Source organism: Neolewinella antarctica (assembly GCF_011927835.1).
GTDB lineage: Bacteria > Bacteroidota > Bacteroidia > Chitinophagales > Saprospiraceae > Neolewinella > Neolewinella antarctica.
Window position 1 is genome coordinate 108,526 of the sequence record NZ_JAATJH010000007.1, and the last position, 26,999, is coordinate 135,524.

The 26,999-nt window shown below is 56.2% G+C and carries 20 protein-coding genes; 16 read left to right on the top strand and 4 right to left on the bottom strand.

What is annotated here, in order from left to right:
- Positions 1-88 precede the first annotated feature (88 nt).
- From eboE to GGR27_RS17105, 7 genes are all read left to right on the top strand, one after another.
- Positions 89-1,291: a metabolite traffic protein EboE gene (gene eboE, locus GGR27_RS17075; protein ID WP_168039577.1), complete on the top strand. Its 1,203-nt coding sequence runs from the start codon at positions 89-91 to the stop codon at positions 1,289-1,291.
- Positions 1,288-2,667, top strand: coding sequence for an alkaline phosphatase family protein (locus GGR27_RS17080; RefSeq protein WP_168039579.1), 1,380 nt, complete (start codon positions 1,288-1,290; stop codon positions 2,665-2,667). Before eboE ends, GGR27_RS17080 begins: the two co-directional genes overlap by 4 nt.
- 302 nt (positions 2,668-2,969) lie before the next feature.
- The gene (locus GGR27_RS17085) at positions 2,970-4,043 is read left to right on the top strand and encodes a quinone-dependent dihydroorotate dehydrogenase (RefSeq protein ID WP_168039581.1); all 1,074 of its coding nucleotides are present in this window, start codon (positions 2,970-2,972) and stop codon (positions 4,041-4,043) included.
- A gap of 207 nt (positions 4,044-4,250) precedes the next feature.
- Entirely contained in the window at positions 4,251-6,767 is a 2,517-nt protein-coding gene (locus tag GGR27_RS17090) for a transglycosylase domain-containing protein (RefSeq protein ID WP_168039583.1), read from the top strand.
- Positions 6,768-6,879: 112 nt separating this feature from the next.
- Positions 6,880-7,479, top strand: a complete 600-nt coding sequence (locus GGR27_RS17095) for a DUF1440 domain-containing protein (RefSeq protein WP_168039585.1) — start codon at positions 6,880-6,882, stop codon at positions 7,477-7,479.
- A 257-nt stretch (positions 7,480-7,736) separates the two neighbouring features.
- Positions 7,737-8,402, top strand: coding sequence for a 16S rRNA (cytidine(1402)-2'-O)-methyltransferase (gene rsmI / locus GGR27_RS17100; protein ID WP_168039587.1), 666 nt, complete (start codon positions 7,737-7,739; stop codon positions 8,400-8,402).
- A gap of 85 nt (positions 8,403-8,487) precedes the next feature.
- A complete protein-coding gene (locus GGR27_RS17105; RefSeq protein WP_168039589.1) occupies positions 8,488-9,144 on the top strand; it encodes a hypothetical protein in 657 nt (218 codons plus the stop codon).
- Here GGR27_RS17105 and GGR27_RS17110 read toward each other — a convergent pair.
- Positions 9,141-9,506 (bottom strand): DUF2237 family protein, encoded by a 366-nt coding sequence (locus GGR27_RS17110; protein ID WP_168039591.1) that lies wholly within the window; start codon positions 9,504-9,506, stop codon positions 9,141-9,143. The two genes, GGR27_RS17105 and GGR27_RS17110, sit on opposite strands and share 4 nt — an antisense overlap.
- Before the next feature lie 217 nt (positions 9,507-9,723).
- Here GGR27_RS17110 and GGR27_RS17115 point away from each other — a divergent pair, with 217 nt between their 5' ends.
- The 4 genes from GGR27_RS17115 (at position 9,724) to GGR27_RS17130 (ending at position 16,555) form a co-directional block, all read left to right on the top strand.
- Positions 9,724-11,490, top strand: a complete 1,767-nt coding sequence (locus GGR27_RS17115) for an ABC transporter ATP-binding protein (protein WP_168039593.1) — start codon at positions 9,724-9,726, stop codon at positions 11,488-11,490.
- 71 nt (positions 11,491-11,561) lie between these two features.
- Positions 11,562-13,514 (top strand): SulP family inorganic anion transporter, encoded by a 1,953-nt coding sequence (locus GGR27_RS17120; RefSeq protein WP_168039595.1) that lies wholly within the window; start codon positions 11,562-11,564, stop codon positions 13,512-13,514.
- Between the two features lie 406 nt (positions 13,515-13,920).
- A complete protein-coding gene (locus tag GGR27_RS17125) occupies positions 13,921-15,036 on the top strand; it encodes a DNA polymerase III subunit (RefSeq protein WP_168039597.1) in 1,116 nt (371 codons plus the stop codon).
- A gap of 103 nt (positions 15,037-15,139) precedes the next feature.
- Complete coding sequence (locus GGR27_RS17130; protein WP_168039599.1) at positions 15,140-16,555, top strand: PSP1 domain-containing protein; 1,416 nt, start codon at positions 15,140-15,142, stop codon at positions 16,553-16,555.
- Between the two features lie 10 nt (positions 16,556-16,565).
- On the opposite strand, the gene GGR27_RS17135 is transcribed toward GGR27_RS17130, so the two are convergent.
- The gene (locus tag GGR27_RS17135) at positions 16,566-17,093 is read right to left on the bottom strand and encodes an energy transducer TonB (RefSeq protein ID WP_168039601.1); all 528 of its coding nucleotides are present in this window, start codon (positions 17,091-17,093) and stop codon (positions 16,566-16,568) included.
- 266 nt (positions 17,094-17,359) lie between these two features.
- Here GGR27_RS17135 and lpdA point away from each other — a divergent pair, with 266 nt between their 5' ends.
- Positions 17,360-18,763, top strand: a complete 1,404-nt coding sequence (gene lpdA / locus GGR27_RS17140) for a dihydrolipoyl dehydrogenase (RefSeq protein WP_168039603.1) — start codon at positions 17,360-17,362, stop codon at positions 18,761-18,763.
- A gap of 86 nt (positions 18,764-18,849) precedes the next feature.
- The gene (locus GGR27_RS17145; RefSeq protein ID WP_168039605.1) at positions 18,850-19,707 is read left to right on the top strand and encodes a methyltransferase family protein; all 858 of its coding nucleotides are present in this window, start codon (positions 18,850-18,852) and stop codon (positions 19,705-19,707) included.
- Between the two features lie 76 nt (positions 19,708-19,783).
- Here the strand turns inward: GGR27_RS17145 and GGR27_RS17150 are convergent, their stop codons facing one another.
- Entirely contained in the window at positions 19,784-20,824 is a 1,041-nt protein-coding gene (locus GGR27_RS17150) for an endonuclease/exonuclease/phosphatase family protein (RefSeq protein ID WP_168039608.1), read from the bottom strand.
- 9 nt (positions 20,825-20,833) lie between these two features.
- Positions 20,834-21,835, bottom strand: a complete 1,002-nt coding sequence (locus GGR27_RS17155; RefSeq protein ID WP_168039610.1) for a rhomboid family intramembrane serine protease — start codon at positions 21,833-21,835, stop codon at positions 20,834-20,836.
- Positions 21,836-21,980: 145 nt separating this feature from the next.
- Here GGR27_RS17155 and mutL point away from each other — a divergent pair, with 145 nt between their 5' ends.
- The 3 genes from mutL (at position 21,981) to GGR27_RS17170 (ending at position 26,913) form a co-directional block, all read left to right on the top strand.
- Positions 21,981-23,978, top strand: a complete 1,998-nt coding sequence (mutL, locus tag GGR27_RS17160; protein WP_168039612.1) for a DNA mismatch repair endonuclease MutL — start codon at positions 21,981-21,983, stop codon at positions 23,976-23,978.
- A gap of 11 nt (positions 23,979-23,989) precedes the next feature.
- A complete protein-coding gene (locus GGR27_RS17165; protein ID WP_168039614.1) occupies positions 23,990-24,823 on the top strand; it encodes a rhomboid family intramembrane serine protease in 834 nt (277 codons plus the stop codon).
- 188 nt (positions 24,824-25,011) lie between these two features.
- Complete coding sequence (locus GGR27_RS17170; RefSeq protein ID WP_168039616.1) at positions 25,012-26,913, top strand: right-handed parallel beta-helix repeat-containing protein; 1,902 nt, start codon at positions 25,012-25,014, stop codon at positions 26,911-26,913.
- Positions 26,914-26,999: the final 86 nt, after the last annotated feature.

The window sequence follows — 26,999 nt, forward strand, 5'->3', positions numbered from 1 at the left end:
CCGTCGGGGTTGAAGATTTTGTCTTATCTAAAAGCAACTTACTCTCGATGCGGCCAGCAACTCAAAAGCAGTACCAAAACAGCGGTCAATGAGAATGACCGACGGCAAACACCTGACCTACTGTACGAACGTTCACCCCGGTTCGGATTGGGCTACCACCTTTGCAAACCTAAAAACCTACGCCCCCGCGATAAAAGCACGGGTGTGTCCGGACCAACCCTTCGGCCTGGGGTTATGGCTTTCTAACCAAGCGAGTGAGGAGCTGGCGCAAGGTGATCGCCTTACAACGTTTACCTCCTGGTTACGAGAAAACGGCCTCTATGTATTCACCATGAACGGCTTTCCGTACGGTGCCTTCCACGGCCAGCGTGTCAAGGACGATGTGTATTCACCCGACTGGACGACGGACGCCCGGCTGACGCATACCAAGCGGCTTTTCTACCAACTAGCCCAATTGCTGCCCGATGGCGTAGACGGTGGCATCTCCACCTGCCCCATCAGTTACCGGCACTGGCACGATACACCTAGAAAAACCGGAAAAACATTTGAAATCGCTGCCAAGCAACTTGCTGACTTGGTTGTTCATCTCGTCCGCCTCGCAAGCACCTCTGGCAAACACCTGCACTTGGACATCGAGCCGGAGCCCGATGGCATGCTGGAGAATAGCGACGAAGTCGTCCACTTCTTTACCGAGTATTTACTTCCAATCGCCACGCCGGTCCTGGTTCGTGAGCTTGAGTTAACCGACGAAGCTGCGCAGGAAAAAATCCTCAAGCACATCAACATTTGCTACGACGTATGCCACTTTTCCCTGGCTTACGAAGAGCCTGTGGAAACTTTCGCCAAGCTCGAACGGGCGGGTATCCGTATTGGTAAAATCCAGGTAAGTGCCGCACTGAAAATACTAGCCAGCGACCAGCACGAAGCAGCGATCTGGAGTGACCTGAATCAGTTCGTCGAACCCACCTATTTACACCAAGTGACGGAGAAGACACAAGACGGAGTGAAGACCTACCGGGACTTACCAGATTTGCTCGCCACAAAGCCAAATTTCACGGAGCTGAGGGCGCATTTCCACGTGCCGATCTTCGTCGAAAAATTCGGAGCGCTCGATTCTACGCAGGATCAAATTCTCAAAGTCATTGACTACCTCAAAAAGAACGACCTGACGAATCACCTGGAAATAGAAACTTATACCTGGGATGTATTGCCGGGGGAATTGAAGAAAGAACTGACGGGGTCCATCATACGGGAAATAAACTGGTTTCGAAGAAAACTGTACGCGCAATGAAAAAGACGGTAGTGATCAATGTAGTAGGCCTGACGCAGCGCCTGATCGGAACGAAAACACCCCGCATCGCTCAATTTCAGCGGGCCGGGCGGAGCGCGACCATCACGCCCGTACTACCCGCCGTGACGTGTACGGCCCAATCGACTTACCTGACTGGTAAATTACCGTCCGAGCACGGGATCGTGGGGAATGGCTGGTATTTCAAGGAAGAATGTGAGGTAAAATTCTGGCGACAATCGAATAAGCTCGTTCAGGGAGAAAAGATTTGGGACGAGCTGAAGCGGGACCTTCCGGGGTTCACCTGCGCTAACATGTTCTGGTGGTACAATATGTACTCTACGGTCGACTACTCCGTCACCCCCCGGCCCAACTACCTGGCCGACGGCCGCAAAATTCCCGACATCTACGCCAGCCCCGCCGCCCTGCGGGATACCCTGCAAAATGAGTTAGGTACCTTCCCACTATTCAACTTCTGGGGCCCCAAAACGTCGATCAAATCATCCGCCTGGATCGCCAACGCCGCCATCCGCACGGACGAGTTGCACGACCCGACGCTGTGCCTCATCTACCTGCCCCACCTGGATTACAACTTGCAGCGCCACGGCCTAAACTTCGACAAGATCAGCGATGATTTGGGAGAGATAGACACCGTCGTCGGTAAACTGATCGACTATTATAGCGCACAGGATGCCCACATCATCCTGCTTTCCGAGTACGGTATTACGGACGTGCAGCAGCCGATCCACCTGAATAGACTATTTCGGGAACAAGGTTATCTTGAAATCCGCATCGAACGAGGTCTGGAGTTGCTGGACGCCGGAGCGAGTGAAGTATTCGCCGTAGCCGACCACCAAATTGCCCATATCTACTTGAAAAATCCTGCGCTACAGGAGTCCGTCATAAAGTTACTGACCGCTACGCCGGGCGTGGAACGGGTACTGACCGGAGCGGAACTGGCGGACGCTGGGCTCGACCACGAACGCAGTGGCGATATCGTGGTGGTAGCCGACGAAAATTTCTGGTTCACTTATTACTTCTGGCTCGACGACGCAAAGGCACCGGATTACGCCCGGATGGTCGATATTCACAAGAAGCCCGGCTTCGATCCGGTAGAGATGTTCGTTGACCCAAATGACAAACTGATCGTACCAAAAATCGTTAGTAAACTGATGCGGAAAAAGATGGGGTTTAGAACCGTTATGGACGTGATCCCCCTCGATGCGACGCTGGTCCGGGGTTCTCACGGCAGGATTCCGGAGGATGCGGACGATCACCCCGTTTTCATCACGAACTCGCCCGGTATTCCGCTGGCCGCTAAGTTAGCGGCTACGCAAGTGGCTGCCTTACTGAAAGAGCATGTCTCGTTGGGTTCATAGGATAAGTTGGCGCGGTCCCGATAGCTGTCGGGAGTGCAAGGTTGGTGGGAGGAGGAGTTGGAGCTACTTTAAACGACTGGGCGGACCATCCGGACGCTCGGAGGACTCCCTACGCTGCGCTACGGGAGACGCTTCGAGATCCTGTAAATATGAGTACTTGAGATGACGTTAGGTCATCGGGGCGTCGCTTTCAGGAAGGCGCGTAGCGGAATTCCTGAAAGGATCCCCCGAGCGTCCGGGCTTTCTTTACGCTACACCACCCTAACGAATCCAATTATCTTTGCCAACAAATACCGCCCGCCATGTACCAGCTCCTCAAACCCGTCCTGTTCAAGATGGAACCCGAAAAAGCGCACCAGCTGACGGTTCAGGGTTTGGCTGCCACGCTTTCTACGCCGGGTGTGAGTCAAGTATTCCGGGCAACGTACCGGTTTGTTGACGACCGGCTGCACCGTAAAGTATTTGGACTAACCTTCCCCAATCCAGTTGGTCTAGCCGCCGGATTCGATAAGGACGGTAAGTACTACAAAAACATGGCCAGTCTCGGCTTCGGTTTTCTGGAACTGGGCACCGTAACCCCCCGCCCCCAGATCGGTAACCCCCAACCCCGGCTATTCCGCTTGCCGCAGGACCGCGCCCTCATCAACCGAATGGGCTTCAACAACGAAGGCGTCGACGCCCTCGTGGAACGCCTTACCAACCAAGGCCGGCCGGGGAATACCATCATCGGCGGCAACATCGGCAAGAACAAAACTACCCCGAACGAATCCGCAGCGGACGACTACGTGATCTGTTTCCGCAAACTCTTCACGCTGGTGGATTACTTCGTCGTCAACGTAAGCTCCCCAAACACCCCTAACCTCCGTGCCCTTCAGGATCGGGAGCCCCTCACCGCTTTACTTTCCACTTTGCAGACGCTCAACAAAGAACTAGCTACGGAAACTCAGGCCGCTGAATTAGGCAAACTAGGTCAACTCCGCCACGCCAAGCCCATCCTCCTAAAAATAGCCCCCGACCTCACCGACGGCCAGCTCGACGACATCCTCGAAATCGTCAAGGACACCGGCATTGCGGGCATCATCGCCACCAACACCACCATCGCCCGGGAGCCACTAACGACCGACAAACAAACCGTAGCGGACATGGGGATGGGCGGACTGAGCGGCGCACCCGTTCGCGCCCGTTCCACCGAAGTCATTAAATACCTCTACGAAAAGAGCGACAAAACCCTGGACATCATCGGTGTCGGCGGCATCGAAAGCCCTGAATCAGCACGAGAAAAGCTAAACGCCGGCGCCAAACTAATCCAGGTCTACAGCGGGATGGTTTACTACGGACCAGGCCTGGTTCGGGACATCAACAAAAGCCTGATTTGACTGTCCCTCGCCTTAAGCATTGTCTCACGCTTCTTCTCTCCTCCTCCGGTGCACGAAGTACTGCGCAGCAAAATTGCCGGAGGCACCCCAAATAAACCTGGCATCCCGACATAGTACGGGACTAGCTGGAGGCCAGCCCGCGATCGCGCAAAAGACAAATAATCTTTCCCCACCCCAAATCGTTACCCCAGGACCCCAACCTCTCCCATGCCCTCAAAAACCCCCGCCTGGCTAAGTGCCGCCGCGACCGCCACCGGAAACCTGGCGGCGAAGTACCTCCGCCAATTCTACTGGTTCGTCAAAAGAACCAACAACTGGAAACTGGGCGCAATGGGCATCGGCAGCCTTCTTTTTATCATCGTTCTTACCGTAAGTTTTTTCTACCTGCGCGCCCTCAGCGGTGCCTACGGTAACATGCCGGACCTGGCCGAACTGGCCCTGGTGGAAAACGACGAAGCAAGCTCCATCATCAGCGAAGACGGCGTGACCCTGGCAAAATATTACCAGGAAAATCGGCTGAGCGTACCGCTGGAAGCGATTTCCCCGTACGTCACCAAAGCCCTGATCGCTACCGAAGACAGCCGTTTTTTCGAGCACCAGGGCATCGATGTCCGTGCTCTCGGCCGCGTACTCGTTTACTCCATCGCTCTGCGAAGTAGTAGTAGCGGCGGCGGCAGTACCATCAGCCAACAACTCGCCAAACAACTGTATCCCCGGCAGAACAACGGAAGCCTGAGCATCCTGAAAACCAAGATCCGGGAAATGATGATCGCCAGTCGGCTCGAAAAAGTTTATACCAAACAAGAACTGTTGGCGCTCTACCTCAACACCGTCCCGTTCGGGGAGAACGCCTACGGAATCGAAGTCGCAGCTACCCGCTTTTTCGATAAGAGCGCCGTTGATTTGAAGGCCGAGGAAGCGGCCGTCCTGGTTGGCTTGCTAAAGGCTAACACGACCTACAGCCCCCGTGCCCACCCGGTGAAAAGCCGACAGCGACGCGACGTGGTCTTAGGGTTGATGGCCAAGAATGGAAGCCTCACCCAGGGGGAAACCGACAGCCTGCGCACGCTCGATCTGGTCACTGATTACCGCCGCTACAACGAAGCAGTCGGCAGCGCCCCACATTTCCGAGAGCAACTCCGCCAGGAGGTTGAGCGGGCCCTGGCCGGTAAAACACATCCAGACTCCCGGCCCTACAACGTAGACCTGGACGGTCTCAAAATCCACGTCAGCATCAACAGCGACCTGCAACGGTTTGCGGAGCAGGCCGTCCGGGAGGAACTGCCCAAAATCCAGGCAAGCCTCGCCGCGGACTGGCAAGGCCAGAAGAATTTACCGTGGGAAAATGCTTTTAAGAACGCCGTGAAACGCAGCGACCGCTACAAAAATTTAGCCGCCGCGGGCGTTTCCGAGGCCGACATTGAGGCGATCATGAGCCAAGCCCGCCGGATGACCGTCTACGACCCGCAAAACGTGGCCGCGGTGGATACGACCCTGAGCTCGCTGGATAGTTTGCGCCATTATTTCACGCTATTGAATGCCGGTTTGCTGGTGACGCAGGGGCGCGACGGCGTCGTCCGTGCCTGGGTCGGGGGCGTCGATCACCGCTTCGTGCAGTACGATCACGTACGGGCACGGCGGCAGGTCGGCTCGACGATCAAACCTGTGATTTACGCGACGGCGTTGCAGGAAGGGATGCAGCCCTGTGAGTACACGCCCGCGGAGCAGTTTACCATCACGGAGTTTCAGAACTATAATCCGGGTAATGCGAACGGGAGTTACGACGGGGTTTATTCGATGCGCGGCGGTCTTTCTAAATCCGTAAATACCGTAGCCGTCAACATCGCGGTACGTAGCGGTCTGAGCCGGGTGGCGGCGGCGGTGAAAGCAATGGGCGTGGATGGAAAGGTCGAAGCGATCCCCAGCTTGGCGCTCGGCACGGTCGAAGCTAGCTTGCCGGAAATGAACACGGTTTACAGCAGCTTCGCCAACGGCGGCGTGCGGCCGGCGGGCATTCACTTTCTGGATAAGATCACGACTTACGACGGCACGGTCATCGTAGAATTTAAGCGGCCGACGGCCACCCAAAAAGTTATGGATCGCCAGACCGCCGCCGTGGCTACTTATTTGCTGGAAGGTGTGGTTAACGACGGAACCGGCGCTAAACTTCGGGGCACCTACGGTCTGGCCGGCCCGCTCGCCGGTAAAACGGGCACTACGCAGGACCAGAGCGACGGTTGGTTTATTGGCTTCACGCCGAAGTTGGTCGTCAGTACCTGGGTGGGTGCGGAATATCCCATCGTCCACTTCCGCTCCTTAAGGCGGGGCTCGGCTACGGCCACGGCACTACCGATCTGGGGAAATTTTATGCGCAAAGTGCAGCAGGCTCCGGGGCTCCAATTTTACAAGGGCGGCGCCTTCACCCCAATGGACGAGATGGCGCTAGCGCTGGTGCGGTGCCCGGACTATCTGGACGAGATGCCCATCCTATTCGCCGGTGAAGATGGCGTGCAGAATGCCTCCGCTATTCTTGGCGATTTTCTGGGTCAAGACATCGAAGAAATGATGGCCAGAAAACGGCAGCGCAATGACGAAACGCCCAGAGAATACGCCGAGCGGATCGCCAAGTACCTAGAAAAAGAGCAGGATAAAGACGAACGGCGTAAGAAGCGCAAAGAATTTTGGTCGGACCGCTTGTTCAACGGTGGCCAAGATGAGCGCTAGGGTGGGCGAACCTGAGCCCACGCTCCTCCGTTCCAATTTGGACTACAAACGGCTGGAAACCATTGTGCTTTCCAGTCGCGACAAGTAACATAATCAGACAAATAACACCCCCATGGCATCATCACTGCTCGACACCATTTTTGGAACAATTAAGACCGTCACGAATGATTTCGATGACAAAAAGATCGAAGAATACACCGGCCAAAAGGTCGACTCCGTCGATCAGTTTATGGCCCGGACGTCTAAGTTCGGCACTAAAGATTACGCTAAAGGCTTTTTAGCTGGTGTGATTGGTGGCCTCGTTGGTGTGGCGATCAAGATGCTCGTCGATGGCGAGGTTGCCCCGGATACCGTGCATTCAGAAGATGACATCAGTGCCGCGGCCGTCGAAGGAATTGAAAACGTGGCTGGTGATATTTTCACCGACGATCAGGAAGAAGTCGTCGCGACCATTATTGAGTTTGGAATGGGCGCGCTCATTGGCGGTGCTTACGGACTGCTCATCGAGGCTATTCCCGACGCGCAGAAAATCAGTAGTGATCAACTAATGACCACTACTAAGCAACTAGCTTTACCTATGCTCGGTTTGGTGCCCGCCATTGGGTCGGACGTCGCTAATGATAAAGCGCAGAACCTCGCGGGGCATGCGGCTTTCGTGGGTACGGTTGAGGTGGTGCGCCGGGCGGTTCGGTTGGGTTTGGATGAAGGATAGTATGGTTTGAACTCTCTGTAACCCTCCCCCTCCTGTTCCTCCCCGAGGGGGAGGGATGATACTTTTGCGGAAAGAGGTAGCAGCGTAGATGAATCTATTGATTTGGCTATATTTTTGATGTTATTGGTCGATTCACAACTACGCAGTCAAAACAAAACCCTCTTCGACAAAAACTCCTCCCTCTCCTCTTCTGGAGAGGGATAAGAGGGAGGGGACCATGGAGTTATCTCTCAGTACAAAGACTACCTTCGCGCTCAATGCTATACCTAGTCCCCACCCCAATAGGCAACCGCGAAGACATCACCCAACGCTCACTAAGAATATTGGGTGAAGTAGACTTGATTCTAGCCGAAGACACCCGCACCAGCCGTCCGCTAATGAAGCACTACGGCATCGAAACCAACATGCGCTCCTACCACGCCCACAATGAACACGCCATCGTGGAGCAACTGGTGGCGGAGATGGGGGAGGGGGGTAATTTCGCGTTGATCACTGATGCGGGGACGCCGGGCATTTCCGATCCGGGTTTCTTACTCGTACGTGCTTGTCAGCAAGCGGGGGTGACGGTGTCCTGTTTGCCAGGCCCGGCCGCATTCGTGCCTGCGTTGGCGGCAAGCGGGATTCCCTGCGACCGGTTCCACTTCGACGGATTTTTACCGACCAAGAAGGGCCGTCAGACAAGGCTAATCTACTTGTCGGAACTCCCCAACACTTTTGCCGTCTACGAAAGTCCGCACCGGATCGTCAAACTCCTCGGGCAGCTCATCGAGTTTTGCGGGGCGGACCGGCAGGCGTGCGTGGCGCGTGAGATCACCAAACTGCACGAGGAAATTACCACCGATTCGTTGGAGGCGTTGAAGGCACATTATGAGGCTAAGCCGTCCATTAAGGGGGAAATTGTGGTGGTGGTGGCGGGGAAGTGAGGTTGGGGATAAGGAGTAAAGAATATAGAGCAAAGATGAGAGACCTTAGGACCTTGGACCAGAGACTTTAGACTAAAGACCAATAATGTTAGCCACAAAACTCATCGCCACCGGTGTAACCCACCTGACCGACGCCCGCTATTTCGCCGCCTGGGAGGTTAATTATCTGGCTTTTCCGCTTGGTCCGGCTGGAGTGGACTGGGTGACGTTGAATGCGATGCGCGAGTGGATTTCCGGTCCGGAGATCGTGCTAGAGTTAGGGGAGGGCGTGGTCCCGATAGCTATCGGGAGTGCAATGCTTAGGGAAATGCAGGGAAACCACATCAACCTTGCCTTGGTCCCCTTCACAGCACCCGCGGCCGCGCAAAAGGAGCTAGTGGATGGCGGTATAAACCTATTCGTTAAACTCCCCGTGGCTGGCTACCAAACGGCGGATGATCTGCGAGATTACCTTGAAGAACAGACACTGGCCGAAGCCGTGATTCTCGATTTTGAAAGCGGTGGCATTACTTGGAAAGACCTTACGGAAGGTTATCCTTTCGGCCTTGCGGAACTGCACGAACTACTTCATATTCGTCCCATCTTCTTGCAAATTGCCTTAGGGGATACTGACCCGAAGCAAGTCGTCGCGGAGCAATCCATGATCGGCTTTGCCGTCCGGGGCAGTAGCGAAGAGAAAGTCGGCTACAAGAATTTTGACGATCTCGATCCGCTTTTTGAAGGCCTTGAAGTATTCGACTAAGCCGCGACTACCTTGTTCTCCAGCAACGCCTCAAAATCGACGTACTGTAGGGCATTTTCGTGTGTAGCCTCCAACTTCACTTTTGGCGCGAAGCCCGCTTCATAAGCTTCCTTCCACCGCACGGCGCAGAGGCACCAGCCGTCTCCCGGGTTAAGGCCGGGGAATTGATACTCTGGACGTGGCGTCGATAAATCATTGCCGACGCGCTTGGTGAACGTCAAAAATTCCTTCGTCATGATTGCGCAGACGACGTGGCGGCCGGTGTCGGTAGGGCCGGTGTGGCAAAAGCCATCGCGGTAGAAACCGGTCATGGGGTCGGTGCAGCAGCCGATTAGTGGGGTGCCGAGTACGTTGTTGGCCATAGAATTTTATTTTTTTGCCACAGAAACACGTAACCACAAAAACTGGAGGTCTTAATGGTGGCATTGTGGAAGCACAACGTTCGTTTTGCCGTATTGTGTTCAAGTGTTAGTTGTCTTACTAGCTGCACTTTCTTTGTGTTTTTGTGACTTTTGTGGTAAAGAAACAATACCACCAATTTATGCTCATCTTTTCCGCAAAACACCTGTTACTACCACCATGCCCGAGCAAGACCAAAAGAAAAAATTCGACCTCAGCCTCTTCGGCCGCGTCCTGCAACTGGCGGTGCCCTACAAAAAGGTAGCGATCAGTGCGGTGCTGCTGGCCATTTTGTTGGTCCCCCTGGCGATCGCCCGGCCATTCATCGTGCAGAATATCGTTGATGATTACATCCTGGTGGGTGACGTGGACGGTATGACCTTCATGGCGGCCGTTCTCTGCGGCATCATCGTGCTGGAAGCGCTTTGTCGCTACACCTTTATTTACAGCTCAAACTGGTTAGGCCAGTCCATCATTCGCGATTTCCGGGTGCGGGTCTTTCGCTACATCAATAGCCTTAAGCTTAGCTACTTCGATAAGACGCCGATCGGTGCTTCCACCACCCGGGCGATCAGCGATATTCAGTCCATCAACTCTATTTTTACGGAGGGTGTACTGACGATCATGGCCGATCTGTTGTCCATCATCGGTATTCTCGGGGTGATGATTTACACCAGTTGGAAATTAACCCTGATCGTCCTGACGACGATGCCCTTCCTGATGCTAGCTTCTTACATCTTTAAGGAAGCGGTAAAGAAGTCTTTTCAGCGTGTCCGGACCCAGATCCAGAAAATGAACGCTTTTTTGCAGGAGCGGATCACCGGCATGCGGATCGTACAGATCTTTAACGCCGAGCAGCACGAGCGGGAAAAATTCGCGGAGATTAACAAAGAGTACCGTGGGGCCAACGTCGATGCCATCCTGTACTACGCCATTTTCTTCCCCGTGGTGGAGATTATCGCCGCCGCCTCCCTGGCATTGATGGTTTGGTGGGGAGCGCAGGACGTGGCCCGTGAAGGGGGCGTGACGCTGGGTGCCCTGATCGCTTTCCCGATCTACATTCAGATGCTGTTCCGCCCCATCCGGGTGCTGGCCGATAAATTTAATACACTCCAGATGGGTTTGGTGGCCGCCGAGCGGGTTTTTGCCGTGCTGGACCGTACGGACGTGATCGAAAACAACGGCTCCTTCGCACCGGAAACCATCGAAGGGCGAGTATCCTTTAAAAATGTCTGGTTCGCTTACGTCGCTAAAGAGTGGATTCTCAAGGACATCAGTTTTGACCTTAAAGTCGGTGAGACGCTGGCCATTGTCGGTAGCACCGGCTCCGGAAAAACGACCATAACCAACGTCATCAACCGCTTCTACGAATTTCAGAAGGGGAGCATTGAAGTCGACGGGACGGACATCCGCGAATACGATCTTTACGCCCTGCGCAGTAAGATGGCGATGGTCTTGCAGGACGTATTTCTCTTCACCGGCACGGTACTGGACAATATCACCCTCCGCGACCCGAGCATTTCGCGGGAGCAGGTTATCGAAGCGTCCAAGCTCATCGGCGCACACGAGTTTATCGACCGGTTGCCCGGTAGCTACGATTACGACGTACAGGAACGCGGCGCTACCCTGAGTATGGGGCAGCGGCAACTAATTTCCTTCGTTCGCGCCCTCGTCTTCGATCCCGACATCCTCATCCTCGACGAGGCGACTTCCAGCGTCGACCCCGAAACGGAAGGCGTCATTCAGCACGCCATCGAAAAACTGATGGACCGGCGCACGAGCATCGTCATCGCCCACCGCCTGAGCACGATTCGCAACGCGGATAATATTATGGTCCTGGAGAAAGGTGAAATTCAGGAACTCGGGCCGCACGAAGAATTGGTAGAACTGGAAGGTGGCCGGTATCGTGAATTGTACGAAATGCAGTTTCTGGAGGCGGTAGAGTAGGGCGTACGCCCCTGTTCGTGCGAACAAGCATACTATTCCTACGGTAATGCTCAAATAATCTACCCCCGAGCATGACCAATCCCTTCAAATTCGATTTCTCCAACTTAAAAGGAGACTTCATCGGTGGCCTAACCGCCGGCATCGTCGCCCTTCCCCTCGCCCTTGCATTTGGTGACCAGACCGCCCTCGGTGCCATGTCCGGTTTGTACGGCGCGATCGCCATCGCCATCCTGGCCGCCTTATTTGGTGGCACGAATACCCAAGTCTCCGGCCCGACGGCTCCCATGACCGTCGTTTCCGCCTCGGTCATCGCCAGCGCCATGCTGGAGGTGGGGGTCACGGACGCTTACGAGGCGATCGGATTAATCCTGGCGACCTTCTTCATCGCCGGAGCTATCCAGGTCTTCTTCGGTATCATCAAGCTCGGCCGCTTCATCAAGTATATTCCCTATCCGGTGGTGTCCGGCTTCATGTCCGGGATCGGGGTGATCATCATCATTACCCAGATCTTTCCTTTGCTGGGCTACGATGCCTCTCAGGATGTAGAATTGGTGACCGGTAAATTGCCCATCGCCGAAGAGCAGATTCTCGAGGGCATCATCAAGGAAGAGGCGCAGGATGGTGTACTTAAAGGGGTTATGGATGGCACCGTCATTCAGGAAACCAATGCCCGCTTTTCCGCCGTCACGGCTGAAGACATCGAGACTCGTGCGGGCAAACTCGCCCAGCGGCAGTCTAAAGGAACGGTCGGCGTTTTCCAACTACTCACCCGCCCATTCTCTTTCCCCGGCGGCATCAACTGGCTAAACTTACTGTTAGGCATCGGGACGGTCATGATCATCTACGGCTTCAAACGCATCACTAAGGCAGTGCCTTCCAGCCTGGTTGCGCTGGTGGTGTTGACGTTGGTGGCGGTCTTCTTCGTCGAGCCCGGGGCAGTGCCCGTCATCGGCGCGGTGGATGGTGGATTACCGCAAATTCGGCTGAGCTTCTTTGCCGCGCTGTTTGACTTAGGCAATTTGGGTATCATCCTCAATTTTGGCGCTACGTTAGCTGCGTTGGGCGCGATCGACTCGCTGCTGACTTCCGTCGTAGCGGACAACATTACTAAAACTAAGCACGACCCCAACCAGGAGTTGATCGGTCAGGGTATTGGCAACATGGGGGCGGCTTTCATCGGCGGACTGCCGGGTGCGGGGGCAACGCTCAGAACGGTCATTAACATCGAAAGTGGGGGTAAGACGAAGATTTCCGGTATTGTCGCAGGTGTTTTCCTGCTGGCGGTTTTGCTCGGGTTGAGTGGCGTTGTGAGCTACATTCCTAAGGCCGTTCTGGCCGGTATTCTGCTCACGGTGGGTATTGGGATCATTGACTACAAAGGATTGCGCCACTTGCGCAGCGTCCCGATCGGAGATGCCGCAGTGATGCTCGTCGTGCTCGGCCTGACGGTTTTCGTCGGGCTACTCGAAGCGGTGGCGGTCGGGATGGTGATGGCCACGTTGTTGTTCATGAAAAAGTCAGCAGACATCGTGGAAAGCGAAGCGCGGGGTGAGTCACTCACGGAGTTCAGCCAGGAGAAACCTTGGGCGGACGAAGGCGACCTCATCAAACGCCTTGGCGACCGGGTGTACATCAAGCACCTGGACGGGCCACTCTTTTTCGGTTTCGTTTCCTCTTTTCAGGCCATTATGCGGCAACTTCCGAACTTAGAAGTGCTGGTCATTCGGATGCGCGAGGTGCCCTACATCGACCAGTCTGGACTGTACGCCCTTGAAGATGCCATTTTGGATTTGCAGAAACGGAACGTCGCCGTCGTCTTCACCGGCATGAACGATCAAATCCGGGACATGCTGGAGCGGATCAACCTCATCCCCGGCCTGGTCGATACTGAGTACGTCTTCAAAGACTTCAAGACTTGCCGTAGTTGGTTGAGCGAGCGGTTGGAGGAGGGTAACCTCGACCAAGTCAGCGATCGCCAACAGGATATGCCGGCGAAGATTGGTGATAACATCGACGAGGCGTAAGCCACGTTAGGCCGTTTTAACGGACGGTTCGATCCAGCTTTTTCTTGCTATCTTTGGAACTCTACGAAACGATGAATTTTGGGCGTTTACCCGCTTACTTTTCGTCGCTTCACCACGGTATACGTTTGGTCTTGCGGCCATCGTTTATCGTTCCAGATTCGGTCCCCGCTAAGGGTGGTCGCTTCCGATAAAGGCCCGTGGGCCATCCGAAATAATACGTCTCTCTTCGGAGAGTTTAGATATACATAGCACCTGATTTTTAACGACTTATGCGGATTATGCGCGGTCGCGGGTGCCAGGTTAAAGGGGTAAGAAGCAAGGGCCGTACGGCCCATTCCAAACCTTATAATCAAGATCGGATCATCGGGAGTGAGCGCTCGTGGCCGGGGCAGTAGCCTTTTCCGCCATGCAGTTCAATGAGTTACTACATCAACCGCCCGCCCTCTCCCAGCTCCGCCAAATGGCGGCGGCCGACCGACTGCCCCACGCCAACATTATCCTCTCCCCGCCCGGCACTGGCGGGCTGCCCGCCGCCCTTGCCGTAGCCAATCTCCTCCTCTGCGAAAACCGGCAAGGCGAATCCGGCGACACGACCTGCGGCACCTGCAAAGCTTGCCGGAAGACGAGTAAATCGGTTCACCCCGATCTCCACTTCGCCTTCCCCACCATCGGCTCCAAAATGGTGAGCGATAACTTCCTACCCCAGTGGCGCGAAGCCCTCCGGGATACGCCTTACCAGGAAGCCAACGATTGGCTCCAGCGCATCGGTGCCGAAAATAAACAGGGCAACATTTCGCGCGACGATTGCGCCGCCATCATCCGCAAGCTCAACCTCAAAATCTTCGAGGGGCGTTACAAGATCATGGTCATCTGGCTCCCGGAATATCTCGGTAACGAAGGCAATCGGCTGCTCAAAATGATCGAAGAGCCACCCGAGAACACCATCTTCTTGCTCGTCAGCGAACGAATCGAGTTGATCCTCAACACGATCCTCAGTCGTTGTCAACTAACCAAACTCTCGGCTCCTCACGCCACCGGCATGGCATCCGGCCTCCGGGCCCAGGGCATTGCCCCCCACCAGGCCACCGCCGCCGCCCGCCTGGCCGACGGCAACTACAATCTGGCCCTCAGCCTGGCTAATTCCGGCGCAGCCAGCCACGATGACCGCCTCCTCGACTGGATCCGCACCTGCTACTCCGGAAGCGCCAGCAAACTCGTCGCCTGGACGGATGCCTTCGCCAAGATCGGCCGCGAGAACCAGAAACACTTCCTCCGCTACGCGCTCCACTTCTGGCGTGAATTTCTGCTCCTTTCCGTCGTCGGCGAGGCCCGCGAGATTCGCCTGCCCGAAAAGGAGCTTAGTGCGGCCAAAAAACTACTCCAGCTCGTCCCGCCCGAAAGCGTCGGCGAACTGTCCACCATCATTAGTGAATGCACCGAATACGTCGAACGGAATGCGAATCCAAAGATTCTCATGCTGGATGCCGGGATTCGAATTCACCAAACGCTTCGCGGAATTTAGGCGGTAGGAAGTAGGAGGGTAGGCGGTAGGCGGTAGCGTGTGCTACGATTGCCTACCGCCTACCAGCCTACCGCCTACTCCCTTCCGCCTAAAATACTAAAAAATGGCATGTACATCATGCGGCGTAGGCACTAACGAAGACGGCACCCCCAAAGGCTGCGGCTCGAAGGGTAGCTGTAACACCGGGGCTTGCAATAAACGCAGCGCCTACGACTGGCTCTCTAACCTCGGCATCGACGATCCCTACGCTAACGATATCGTCGAAGTCTCCTTTAATGACGGTACGACCCAGTGCTTTTGCCACGCGCCCGCCGAGTTTGATCTACACACGGGCGATAACGTCGTCGTGGAAGACGAAAAAGGTTACGACGTTGGGCGGATTACGTTGAGCGGCGACCTCGTCCGGCTGCAGATGAAGAAGAAGAAAGTCCGGGAAGATAAAGTGACCCAGATGATTATCCGCCGCGCTAACCTCCGCGACATGGAGAAGCTCGCGGAAGTGCGGGAGTTGCAGAAACCGACCATGATCCAGGCGCGCGTTATCGCGCGCCAGAACCACATGAAGATGAAGGTTTCCGACATCGAATACCGGGGTGATGGCAAGAAGATCACGATTTACTACACGTCCGACGATCGGGTGGATTTCCGGCAGATCGTTCGGGCATTTTCCCACCAATTCCGGGTGAAGGTGGAGATGCGGCAGATCGGTCCGCGCCAGGAAACGGCTCGTTTGGGGGGCATCGGTACTTGTGGCCGCGAGTTGTGCTGCTCCACTTGGCTGAGTGATTTCAATGCCGTGAATACTTCCGCCGCCCGTTACCAGAACCTGGCAATCAACAATGCCAAGCTTTCCGGCCAGTGCGGTCGCCTGAAGTGCTGTCTCAACTACGAGTTGGATACTTACATGGAAGCCCTGGAAGTATTCCCGAAAAAGGCTGATCGGATTAAGACTCACGCCGGGTTGGCGATCCTGATCAAGACGGATATCTTCAAGGGGATCATGTACTACACGTACAAGGACAATCGGGGGCTGCTTTACCCCATCCCGGTAGAGAAAGTGCACGAGATGCAGAAGCTGAATAAGGCGGGGGATATGCCCGCCGATTTGCAATCTGCCCAGTTAGTCGTCAAGGAAGCCGATGATGTGTTTGGTTACGAGGACGTCACCGGTGCCATCGAGTTACCGGCGGAGAAGCGGAGTAAGCGACGGAATAAGAAGTCGGGCGGTGGTGGTTCTGGTGGAGGGCGTAGCGCTCGGTCTTCGCGCTCACGTGGTAAATCCGATGCTGGAGACTCTGGTAAGCAGGAAACTTCGGCCAAGGCTACTCCGGCAACCGAGGGTGGAGATAAGCCTAAGAATACGCGCTCGCGTAAACGGCCCGCGCGCGGTGCTGGCAAACCTCGTGCGGAGGGTGGTGATTCCGGGAATCAATCTAAATCCGGTGACCAGTCTAAGTCCAGTGGTTCTTCGGGGCGACGGAAGAAGCGGACGCCGCGGGGGAAGAAGAAGCCGGAGTAAGGGTTGATGGTCACCCGCCCCAAAGCATGTTGTAATGTAAGCGCACAGTCGTGCTGACGGTGACCGGTAGGCCATCTATTGTCGCAGGTTCCCACTTGATTTCTTTAGCCATCACATCGGTGACGATGTGTCTTAAGTCTTCTCCACGGCCGTAACCGGGAGAGGCGATCATTCGGTGGTTACTGATCGATCCGTCCGGTCCGATCCAAATTTCAATGGAAGCATTACCGGCCGTCTGGTGAACGACTTTGCCGGAAGGGAAGCCAGCGTGTTCTTTGAGGTATATTTGTAACGCAGCTTCGCTGCATTGTCGTTTTTTATATCCAACCTCTCCCTGGCACCCAGGAAAGTAAGGCATAGTGATTATTGCAGCTTTTTCAGGCTCTTGAGCACATAATCTAATTTGATTGCTCACTGGGGCCGGGGTTTCACGAGCCACTGCGGAAGCGTCTGCCGCAAAAGTTTTCACCATAAGCATCACTAACAAGCCAGTTGCCCAGGGGAGGTAATAATATTTGAGGCGGGGGGAAAGCTGCATGGGAACAGGATGCACATGAAGTCGATTTTGGTGGTTCATCTAGTCTATCCACTATATAGTTAGGGAGAAAACCACGGTGATCTTACATTTAAACTGAATTTGAGCGAGAATCAGGTAATGACAAATTGATGGTCAACTACCTTTGCGCGCTTTCAACCTTGGCCCTCCCCTCGTGTTTCTGCACCGGTTCCGATTCAGTCAGAATATCAATAACCGCGAGAGAGAACCGGAGCCAATCACAACTATTCCCTACAAAATTTACACACATGCAATACGACCTAATCATCATCGGCAGCGGCCCCGGCGGCTACGTAGCGGCCATCCGCGCCGGACAGCTAGGCATGAAAACGGCCATCATCGAACGCTACAACGCCCTCGGTGGAACGTGCCTGAACGTCGGTTGTATTCCCTCTAAAGCCCTTCTCGACAGCTCCGAACATTACCACGCCGCGCACGAAAAATTTGCGGACCACGGGATAAAGATCGAGAATCTGGCCGTCGACATGCCGCGCATGATCGAGCGGAAGAATGAGGTGGTGGACCAAACCGTCAAGGGCGTCCAGTTCCTGATGAAGAAGAATAACGTGGATGTTTTCTACGGCCACGGCACGTTTTCCGGGCCTAATGAAGTCCACGTAGCTATGAACGAAGGCGACGACCAGACGCTGACGTCCAAGAATTTTATCATCGCCACCGGCTCCAAGCCCATCACGCCGGCGTCGATGAACTACGATAAGAAACACGTAATCACCTCCACCGAGGCGCTCAACATCACGGACGTGCCGAAGAGCATGGTCATCGTCGGTGGCGGCGTCATCGGCCTCGAGCTCGGTAGCGTATTCGGCCGCCTGGGGACGGAAGTCCAGGTCGTTGAATTTCAGGACCGCATCATCCCCACGATGGACAAAGACTGCTCGAAAGAACTAATGCGGGCGCTAAAGAAAACCGGTATCAAATTTCACCTCGGCCACAAGGTGACGGACGTGCAGGGTGGCGACACCGGTGCAAAGGTGACCTTTGAAAAGAAATCTGGCGGTGACCCCATCGTCGTCGACACGGACTACTGCCTCATCGCCATCGGCCGCCGGCCCTATACCGATAACCTCGGTCTCGATAAAGCCGGCGTCGACGTTGACGAGAAGGGCCGCATCGCCGTGGGCGAGCACCTGGAAACGAACGTTCCCCACATCTACGCGATCGGCGACGTCGTCCGTGGCGCGATGCTGGCGCACAAGGCCGAAGAAGAAGGCGTATTTGCCGTCGAAACCATGGCCGGTCAGCAGCCACACGTGGACTACAATCTCATCCCCGGTGTCGTCTACACCTGGCCGGAAGTCGCCGCGGTGGGCCAAACTGAAGAAGAGATCAAGGCCGCCGGCATTCCCTACAAGACTGGAAAATTCCCCTTCAAAGCCCTCGGCCGCGCCCGCGCAAGTTCGGACTTAGACGGCATGGTAAAGGTCATTAGCCACGCGGATACTGACGAGATCATCGGCGTCCACATGGTCGGGCCACGCACGGCAGACATGATTGCCGAGGCGGTTGCGTTAATGGAATTCCGGGCCAGCGCGGAAGATGCGGCGCGGATGAGCCACGCGCACCCTACTTACACGGAGGCGTTCAAGGAGGCTGCTTTGGCGGCTACCGGGGACCGGGCTTTGCATATGTAGGGAGATAAGTTTGCTCAAATCCAAGTTGGGGACCTAGGAACGAGTGTGGAATGCGCCTGCTGCCTCATTGGATAGACGAACCCCCCATGCACCCCACCGCATACATCATCCAAGCCACCCTAATCTCCCTCTGGTGGATTGGCCTGAGCGTGAGCCCCACTCTTTTCGCTGCTTTCCAATTTACTGGCATCGGGCCCGTCGCCTTCAAAGCGTTCTTGCTTCCCGACGTCGTGATGATCGCCGGGCTGTCCGTTGTGCGGGCGTACCGGGAAAGTCGGGCGCTGGAGTACGTTATTCTCGGTGGATTTGGGTACGCAAGTTTGTACTGTCTCAACGCGAGTTGGCTGACGGGAAGCGGGTTCTTGCCGACCACGGTGATGACGCTCGGGCTAGCCTACAATCTCTTTTTGGTGTACGGGAATTATAGCTTTCGGACGTCCACTACGACCAACCGTGGCGTAAACGGGGTGAAGACGCTGGTACAGACAGTCTGCGTCTGGTTCATCACGCTGGGCCTGTTTCCCTACTTGATCGTGACGGCGTTCGGCACGTCACCCACGTTTATTTCCGGGCCATCGTTTTGGTTGGCGGTTGGTATGTTTTTACTCTGCAGCGTGCTCGGCTTGGCGAGCGCGTTCGTGATGGTCCGCGACGGTGATGGCACGCCGTTGCCGCTCGACCAAACCAGTCGGCTGGTCATTGCCGGCTCGTACCGGTACGTCAGAAACCCGATGGCCGTCGCGGGGGTCGGGCAGGGCATTGCGGTGAGTCTGGCGCTTACGTCGTGGCCGGTTTTGCTGTACGCGTTGCTCGGGGGGGTGCTCTGGCACTGCGTCGTGCGGCCATTGGAGGAAGAGGATCTGACGCGGCGGTTCGGGGATGATTATTTGGCTTACCGGAGTCGGGTGAGGTGCTGGGTACCTTATTTTGGAATTTCCGGGTGACTCATTTCGCGATTATTTCAACTAATTAGCCCAGTAAACCCTGCTTTACTACCTACTCAATGCACCCGCGGCCGCGTCAACGCTTTCCTAACTCCACCACCAAACCACGATGGTCCGAATAACCCGTTTCTACCCGTTCGATGCGCCGCACGGTAAAGGCGGTATCCACCAGTAAAAAGTCGATCCGGAGGGCTGGCAGGGGCCCGGTGAAGGTGGTCCCGATACCACTACCGGCTTCCACCCAGGCGTCGCGCAGGCGAGGAGAAAGTGCTTTACGGTAAGCGTACGAGGATGGTACATCGTTAAAATCACCGCCGAGGATAACGGGGTAGGGGCTCTTGTCGATCTGCTCCCGAATGTAAATCGCCTGCCGCGCCCGCCGGGCCGCCGCGCTGCCGTAGCTGCGGAACATGGAGCCGGCGCGGTTGACCTCCCGCTCGATGTCTTTGTCGTCTCCGATCTCGCCTACCAGTTCCGTAATTCGGTTGGATTGCAGATGGGCGTTGATGATGCGTACTTTGCCGAACTCAGTCATCACGTCTGATACCAACACGCCGTTGACGTTATTTTCCATGTGGTCGTCCACAAATTCTAATTCGTTACCGAAAGTAACGAGGGCAACGGTGCCGGGCTGGTGACGCACGGAAAGTCCGCTGGCTTCCTTTACTGGGTCGGAAAAGTACTTTGCCCCGCCGCCCCGCCAGGCCTCCTGCAACAGGAGCACGGAGGGACGCACCTCTCCAATGAATGCTATACCTTTTTCTACTCCTACTCCCTTGTGCGCGTCGTTTTTGAAATGGCGGACGTTGGCGGTTAGTACGGTAATAGTCGCAGCATTGGCGCTGACTACCGGAATAGAGAAGTTGAACGCGTATAGCTGAGGCATGAGGGGGATAGCCACTACCATCACCAAAACAGGCAAAATGGCTAATTTCCAATCTTTCAGGAATACAACGATGAGTAAGTAAATTAACGTAAGCGCGAGCAGGCCGGGCAGCAGCAAAGCAATGACGGCCGGGGGCCAGAGCACGGCCGGAGAGACAAAACGGGCGAGTAAGCCACAGGCGGTAATAACCGTCAGGCCAACCCCCAAAAGGTGAAAAAGGGTTCGCAACACGGGCGCAAGTTACTGGTTGGAAGCGCGAAGTAGGAAATCTTTCTCCTCCTTATTCAGCGAGTTGTAACCACCTTCCTTTATTTTATCAAGAATAGAGTCGAGTTGCTCCTGGTGGCTCATGCCATTATCGGGCAAGCCGGCGTCGCCGCCCTGGCGGGTGGATTTCTTCTCGCTACCCCCCGCCTTGCGCATGAAGGAAGGACGGGATTTTGGGGCCGTCTCCTTGACGGAACTCCCCCGGCGGTAAGTGGTCCGTGGACCGGATTGTTTGTGGTCTTTGGAGGGAGTGATAATGCGATCCCAGGTATTCTCCACCCAAGAAATGGCGCGGCCGACGGGGGCGGCCAGGTCAATACCCTTGCGAAGTTGTATGGCGTAGATGATACCGAAAACAATGCCGCCGATGTGGTCGATGGTGCCGCCAATGTTATCGAGCGTACCGAGGCTGAGGACCTGGATGAGGATCGTCACCATGACGATGTACTTCAGCCGGACGTTGCCCAAAAACATCAGCCGAATGGAATGCTCGGGCTGCAAAACGCCAATCGTCGTGAGAATACAGGCCACCGCGCCGCTAGCCCCGTAGGCGAGCGAAATGTTGTCACCCAACGAAGAAGGGTAGATGATGACGAAAGAGAAAACAAAGGCAAAAAGGCCGCCGGCGATGTAGAGTGGCAGGACGCGCTTGTCGCCGTACAAATCCCCGAAAATCCGCCCGAAGTAGAGCAAGAACAGCATGTTCCACAGGATGTGGAAGAAGCCGAGGTGGACGAACATGTGCGTAACCAGCGTCCAGGGGTGGGTGATGAGGTGCCACGGGTCGTAGGTGACGGCAAAGAAGCGCATCACCCCGTCGAAGGCCGGGGAAGTAGCAAACCCGTTGACGATATTGAAAATCACGTTGGTCAGCGCCAGCACGATCCAAATACCTACGTTGACAATAATGATCTTGTTGATCATATTGCCGAAGTTAAATTCGCGGCGGACGTCGTCCCAAATTGATTGTAGCATGGCTGGTTTTGATACGCTTATGGAAAAAGGTGAGCGGCAATAATAGTTGTGTTTGGGGGCGGAAATTAATGTACGGCAGGCGGCCGACGGCGGTAGGTTCCGTATCTTGGCCGTCCTTACAAGGCACCAAGACCAACCCCCACACGTGACGGATAACCTAGTCCAACTCCTCCCCGATAACATCGCTAACCAGATTGCGGCCGGCGAAGTCATCCAGCGGCCCGCCAGCGTCGTCAAGGAGTTGGTGGAAAACGCCATCGACTCCGGGGCCAACGAGATCGAATTGGTGGTAAAGGACAGCGGTAAGACGCTCATTCAGGTGACCGATAACGGCTGCGGGATGTCCGAGATCGACGCGCGGATGTCGCTCGAACGCCACGCGACCTCCAAGCTCCGCACGGCGGAAGACCTTTTTAACCTCCGTACGATGGGGTTCCGCGGCGAAGCCCTGGCCAGCATTGCCGCCGTCGCCCAGTTGGAACTTAAAACCCGCCGCGCGCCGGACGACCTCGGGACGCGCATCGTCGTGGAGGGCAGTGAAGTAAAAACCCAGGAGCCCGTCGCCGCCGCGCCCGGCACGACGATGGCCGTTCGTAACCTGTTCTTCAACATCCCCGCCCGGCGGAATTTCCTCAAGAGCGACACGGTAGAACTGCGCCACATCCGCGATGAGTTCATCCGCATCGCCCTGGCTTACCCGGAGGTACGGTTCGACCTGACCGTCAACGACCGGCTCGACCTCGCCCTGCCGGCCGGGAAACTGCGGCAGCGGGTGGTGCAGGTGTTCGGGCGTAAGTACGACAGCCTGCTCGTCCCGATCGACGAGGACACGGACGTGTTGCAAATCACCGGCTTCGTCGGTAAGCCGGAGGGCGCGCGTAAGTCGAAGGTGGGGCAGTACTTTTTCATCAACGACCGCTTCATCAAGTCGAGCTACCTCCACCACGCGGTGATCGGCGCTTACGACGACCTGCTGGGCAAGGACAGTTACCCGTTCTACGTCATCTACATTCGCATCGACCCGGCGCGCATCGACGTGAACGTGCACCCGACGAAGCAGGAGATCAAGTTCGAGGACGAGCGGATGATCTATAACTACCTGAAAGCAACCATCCGCCACGGGCTCGGACGGGCGAGCATCATGCCGTCGATTGATTTCGAGACGGATAACGTGTTTAGTCCGTCGAAAACGACGAACTACGCCAAGGCCGCCGACGAGGAACGGGGGGAAGCTTTGCCGAGCCGGATGAACGCGGATTACACGCCCCCGGCGCCCCGCGTCGCTGCTGACTCCTCCCGACTTAGTCGGGACGACCGCGCTCAAAACAACCTGCCCGCAAGCGAAGCCCAGCGACGCGCCAGTAACCTGCGCCACTGGGAAGACCTCTACCGGGGCCTGAGTGGCGACGAAACGGACGGACCGGCTGAAAACACGATCGATTTCGACGCGACGGAAGAATTTAGCGCCGCCCTCGTCGACCTCGGCACCGGTGAGATATTACAAAGTAAGGTAAGCGACGACGTGCTGCCGAGCCGCGTCAGTGGCGGCGACGAAACGGGGCAAACGACGACCGACCAGGACCGCAAACCCTACCAGCTTCACGCGCGCTACGTCGTCAGCCCCATCAAGTCCGGCTGGCTGCTGATCGACCAGCGGGCGGCCCACCAGCGGATCCTGTACGAGAAGTTTTTGGCGAACTTGGAGGACAGCCCGGCCGCCAGCCAGCAAAGTTTGTTTCCCCAAACGATCGAGCTGGCGCACGCCGACGTCGGGGTGATGAACGATCTGCTGCCCGACCTGGCGCAACTCGGTTTTGACGTCGAAGCCTTCGGCGGCAACAGCTTCATCATCCGCGGTATCCCCGCCGAGATCGCCGGCAAGCAGAACGAAAAAGAGATTTTGGAGCGGCTGTTGCAGCAGTACCGCGACAACGTCGACATGGTCAACAACGGCCACGAAAGGTTAGCGCGGGTGCTCGCGCGGGGCGCGGCGATTCGCAAGGGCCAGGGCCTGGACGTGGCCGAAATGCGCAGCCTGATCAACCAGCTTTTCGCTTGCGGTCAGCCCCGGCGGGCGCCGAACGGGGATAAGTGTTTCGTGAAGTATGAACTAAGTGAGGTGGAGCGGTTGTTTGTGGGGTAATAACTTTACTTATGCCCCCGATTTCCCCGATGGTTAAGAATTTGTTGATTGCTAACGTACTGGTCTTCCTGGCCGTGCAGGCACTCGGCACGAACTCCGATTTTGCCCTGCAGACGATCCTTTTCCCGCCCTCGGAGGAGAAGTTTCAGGTTTGGCAATTGGTCACGCACGCCTTTCGCCACGACGGGTTTCAGCACCTGGCCTTTAATATGCTGGGCCTGTACTTTTTGGGGCCGATGGTGGAGCAGCGCATCGGGCCGAAGAAATTTCTCACGCTCTACTTCGTCGCCCTGGCCGGCGCGGTAATCTTCCACCTAGCCTCACCGACCATCAGCATCTGGCAGATGCAACAGGCGTACGACGTCTTCATGGCGGACCCGTCGCTGGAGAATTTTAACGCTTTTTTTAGCGGCCGCGACCTCCGTGCGCTCGTGTACGGCAATCAGAACGCCGCCACCGCGGCCGGGGAGTTGGAAGATTTATTTGCCTTTGGCGACTACTCGGGCGACGTGGTGGCCGAGGCCTCCGCACTGATGCAGCAAATGATGGATTACCGACGGGGTGCACCAATGCTGGGCGCTTCCGGTGCCGTATCCGGTGTCGCGGCGGCCTTTGCGGTGCTGAATCCGAATACGAAATTATCGCCGCTGTTCATCCCCATCGGGTTCCCGGCGAAGTATTTCATTCCCTTCCTATTCCTCATTGATTTAGTGCTCGGCGTGCTGAATCTGGCGGGGGATAACATCGCGCATTTTGCCCACATCGGCGGCGCGGTCTTCGGAGCTTTACTGGCCTGGTATTTCGTGAAGACTACGGTGCCGCCGCACATGAAGCGGTGGAGTTAATAGGTGGCGCGGTCGCGGGTGCAAGGATAAAACGGTAGGGCAAACCATATGGGTAGTAGCGGCAGTATAATGAAGCAGTAGAGGTGATCACCGTTCCATAATTAGGATAGGTACCGATTCGTGCCGTCTTTATATATTTGGGTGATGATCGCGAGCCCCCTTACACGATCACGCCACAACTACCGATCATGAATTTTGCTAAGTTTCTCCTCCTCACCCTAGCGGTGCTCATCACGCCTGCCGTAACGGCAACGCACTACCACGTAGCAACCAACGGAGGCAATACTAACGAAGGGTCAGCAGCGCAGCCGTACCGGACCATCGCTTACGCCGCCGCGCTCGCCCGCCCCGGAGACACCATCACCGTCCACGAAGGCACTTACCGGGAACGCGTCGACCCCCCGACCGGTGGTACGGACGGGCTGCACCGGATCGTTTTTCGGGCGGCCCCGGGCGAGCGGGTCGTCATTAAAGGGTCGGAAGTAATCACCGGCTGGACCGTTCACGACGGCACCGTCTGGCGCGCAGCGGTTGCCAATACCTTGTTCAAGGACTATAATCCTTACGTAGACATACTCACCGGCGACTGGCTCAACAAGAAAGGTTTCAACCACCACACCGGTGAAGTCTACCTTAACGGTAACTCCCTCTTCGAACAGTCCAACCTGGATGACGTACTGGCCTCCCTGCCCTACGCCGATGCGCGCGACCAAGAAGCTTCCACCTACACTTGGTACTCCGAAGTAACCGGGGACAGCACGATTTTTTACGCCAACTTCCAAGCTTCCGACCCCAATCAAGAACTGATAGAGATCAACGTCCGCGAAAGCTGTTTTTACCCCTCCCGGCCCGGCATCAATTACCTTACCGTGAGCGGCTTCGTGATGGACCAGGCCGCTACCCAGTGGGCCGCCCCGACCGCCGAACAGATCGGCCTCATCGGCACCCACTGGAGCAAAGGTTGGATCATCGAAAACAACACGGTCAGCAACTCCAAATCGACCGGCATCACGCTCGGGAAGGACCGGTCGACCGGCCACAACGTCTGGCTGCACAACCGGGCGAAGGGCGGGGCGACGCACTACAACGAAGTAATCTTCCGGGCCCTGGCGATCGGCTGGTCGAAGGAAACGATTGGCTCGCACGTCGTGCGCAACAACGTGGTGTTCGACTGCGGACAGGCGGGCATCGTCGGTAGTCTCGGGGCGGTTTACAGCCAGATCACCCACAATCACATTTACGACATCTGGGCGAAGCGCACCTTTACCGGCGCGGAAATGGCGGGCATCAAAATTCACGCCGCGATCGACGTACTCATCGAAAACAACCGAATCCACAACACCGGCCGGGGCATCTGGATCGACTGGATGGCGCAGGGCACCCGCCTGACCCGCAACGTGCTGTACGACAACACGACCGACGACTTATTCTCCGAGGTGAACCACGGCCCTTACTTGGTCGACCATAATTTATTTCTGTCCGAGCTGTCGTTCCGCGACTGGTCACAGGGTGGTGCTTTCGCCCATAATATCTTTGCGGGCAAGCTCGAATTCAGAAAAGGCACGGGCCGGTTCACACCCTACCACGCGCCGCACTCCACCCAGGTGGCGGGGTTCAGTGACATCAAGGGCGGTGACAATCGCTACTTCAATAACATCTTCGCCAAACCGGCCGGTGGGGAGGAAAGTGAGGTGGAGAACATCACCCAGGCCTACGGGCTGGCGGCCTACGGAATTGCCGGCGAGCCTAACATCGCTTCCGGAAACATTTATTACGGCGGGGCGACCCCCGGGAAAGAGGACGTGGCGCACGTAGCGGCGCCCGACTTTCAACCCACTTTCGAGATTGAGAAAAGGGGCGATAAGCTCTACGTGAACGTGCTGCTGGACGGTGACGCCCGGTCAGTCAACACGAAGCCCGTTACCACGGCGAGGCTGGGCTCGACGCTGATGTCGGCCGCAACCTTTGAACAGCCCGACGGTGCCGCCTACAATTTGAATACTGACTTTGGGGGGGCAACGAGGAGTGAGGCCCCGCGGGTAGGCCCGTTTGGGCGGGTAGCGGGTCCCGGCCCGTACCGGGTTTGGTAATTAATTAGCAACATAGCCCGCTGCATCTGGTCTTGTAGATATACTCCCAGAGTTCCGTAAGAACGGCGCTCGGTCGCTGAGCGAAA